At 50.2% G+C, this 1,907-nt stretch carries 2 pseudogenes; both read left to right on the forward strand.

Features of this window, described 5'->3' with window-relative positions:
* Window positions 1–218: 218 nt before the first annotated feature.
* Window positions 219–1,109 (forward strand): annotated as a pseudogene (gene yddG / locus QZ506_RS12950) (aromatic amino acid DMT transporter YddG).
* 236 nt (window positions 1,110–1,345) lie between these two features.
* A pseudogene (locus tag QZ506_RS12955) lies at window positions 1,346–1,768 on the forward strand (ABC transporter transmembrane domain-containing protein); the annotation flags it as partial.
* Window positions 1,769–1,907: the final 139 nt, after the last annotated feature.

Raw genomic sequence — 1,907 nt, forward strand, 5'->3', positions numbered from 1 at the left:
GATACCCGGATATGTACCCGTTTTAGGCACGGATTGCAACGGTTTTAGATGGATCACACCGGACAAGAAATGGCGCTAACATTTCTATTTTTAACTGAAAAATGGACACTCAAGGACACCACCGGAACAATAGATGGCGCATAGGCAGGCAGTAGACGCTGCGAGGATGTCGGAAACGGCATCCGTTTGCTTTTGGAACAATGACAATAAACATGAATATGACCCCACAACGCGCCACGCTGGCAGGCCTGTTAGCGACTCTGCTTTGGAGTACTTCTGTCGGCCTGTTACGCAGTTTAACCGAAGCCATCGGTACTGTCGGCAGGGCGGCGATGATATACAGCACCTGTACGCTCTTTCTGGTGCTGTTCTCCGGATTCCCGTCTCTGCGCGGTTTTTCCAAAGGCTATTTTTTCGGCGGTGGATTACTCTTCGTCTGTTACGAAATCTTCTTATCACTCTCCATCTGCTTTGCCGCGAATCGCGTGCAAGCGATGGAGATGGGCATGATCAACTACCTTTGACCAAGTCTCACGCTCTTGTTCGCAGTTTTTATCAACCAACAAAAAAGTAGCCTTGGGCTATGGATTGGGGTCACGCTCGCACTGGTAGGCATCGTCTGGATGATGAAGGGCGAAAGCCACTGGTCGCCATTAGTGATGTGGCAAAACATTCTGACCAACCCGCTGGCCTACGGCCTGGCCTTCGCCGCCGCCATTTCCTAGGCGCTGTATTGCAATATCACCAAGCGCCTCGCGCGGGGTAAAAGCGGCAATACCTTGTTCTTCTTCGCCGTCAGCGTTGTGCTGTAGGTGCAATACACGGCCTCAGCCAGGCCGCCGATGGCGTTTTCACTCACTACCGGACTAGAATTGCTGTTTATGGGGGCATCGACAGCCGTCGCCTATTCAGCCTGGAATACCGGTATTCAGCGCGGCAACATGACATTGCTCGCGACTGCATCTTATTTCACGCCGGTTTTCTCTACGCTGCTGGCCGCCCTCTGGCTGCATACGGTGCCTTATTTGGCTTTTTGGCAGGGTGTCGCCATGATCACTCTGGGCTCATTGGTCTGTTGGTGGGCCACGCGAGAGACACAAAAACAGTAGGGTTTTATCGCACTCCCTTCAGCGGACAATACCTGTTATAGTGCGTTTCACATTTATTTAACTCATTTCATCGTATTGTATGTTAAAGCGTTTTTTTTGCTTACTACGCCCCCTACAAGGGGCTGTTTGTTCTTGATTTTGGCTGTGCCATCATCGCCGGTTTACTCGAGCTTGGTTTCCCGATGGCCATCAAGGCATTCATCGACAAGCTGTTACCGGCTCAGGACTAGTCACTCATTTTACTCGCCTCAGTGGCTCTGCTGCTGGTCTACTTGCTCAATACTGCGCTGATGGCGATCGTCAACTACTGGGGACATGCGCTGGGCGTCGGGATCGAAACCGATATGCGTCGTCAAGCTTTTGAGCATCTGCAAAACCTGCCGTTCCGCTATTTCGATAATGTGAAAACCGGGCACATCATCACCCATGTAACCAAAGATCTTGAAGAAGTTGGCGAAGTAGCCCACCAAGGGCCGGAAGATTTGTTTCTTGCCATCATGAACTTTATTGGTGCCTTTATCCTGATGGCTACCGTACATCTTCCTTTGGCTATGATTACCGTGGTCATTGTGCCATTAATGACCTACCTGGTCAGACGCTACGGTGCGCAGATGACCGACACCTTGCGACTTCTGTTCGGTCAGGTCGGGAACTTTAATGTGTATTAGTCGCGACTAGATCTGACACTGGACCTTGAAAGGTTGAGAGTTACCGGTTTTGATATGGGTGTCTGATCCTTAAACAAAACGCGAGGTAACTCTCATGCTTCATACTAACAATCCCATTATCAAACACAAA

The organism is Candidatus Symbiopectobacterium sp., from assembly GCF_020054415.1.
Classification (GTDB): domain Bacteria; phylum Pseudomonadota; class Gammaproteobacteria; order Enterobacterales; family Enterobacteriaceae; genus Symbiopectobacterium.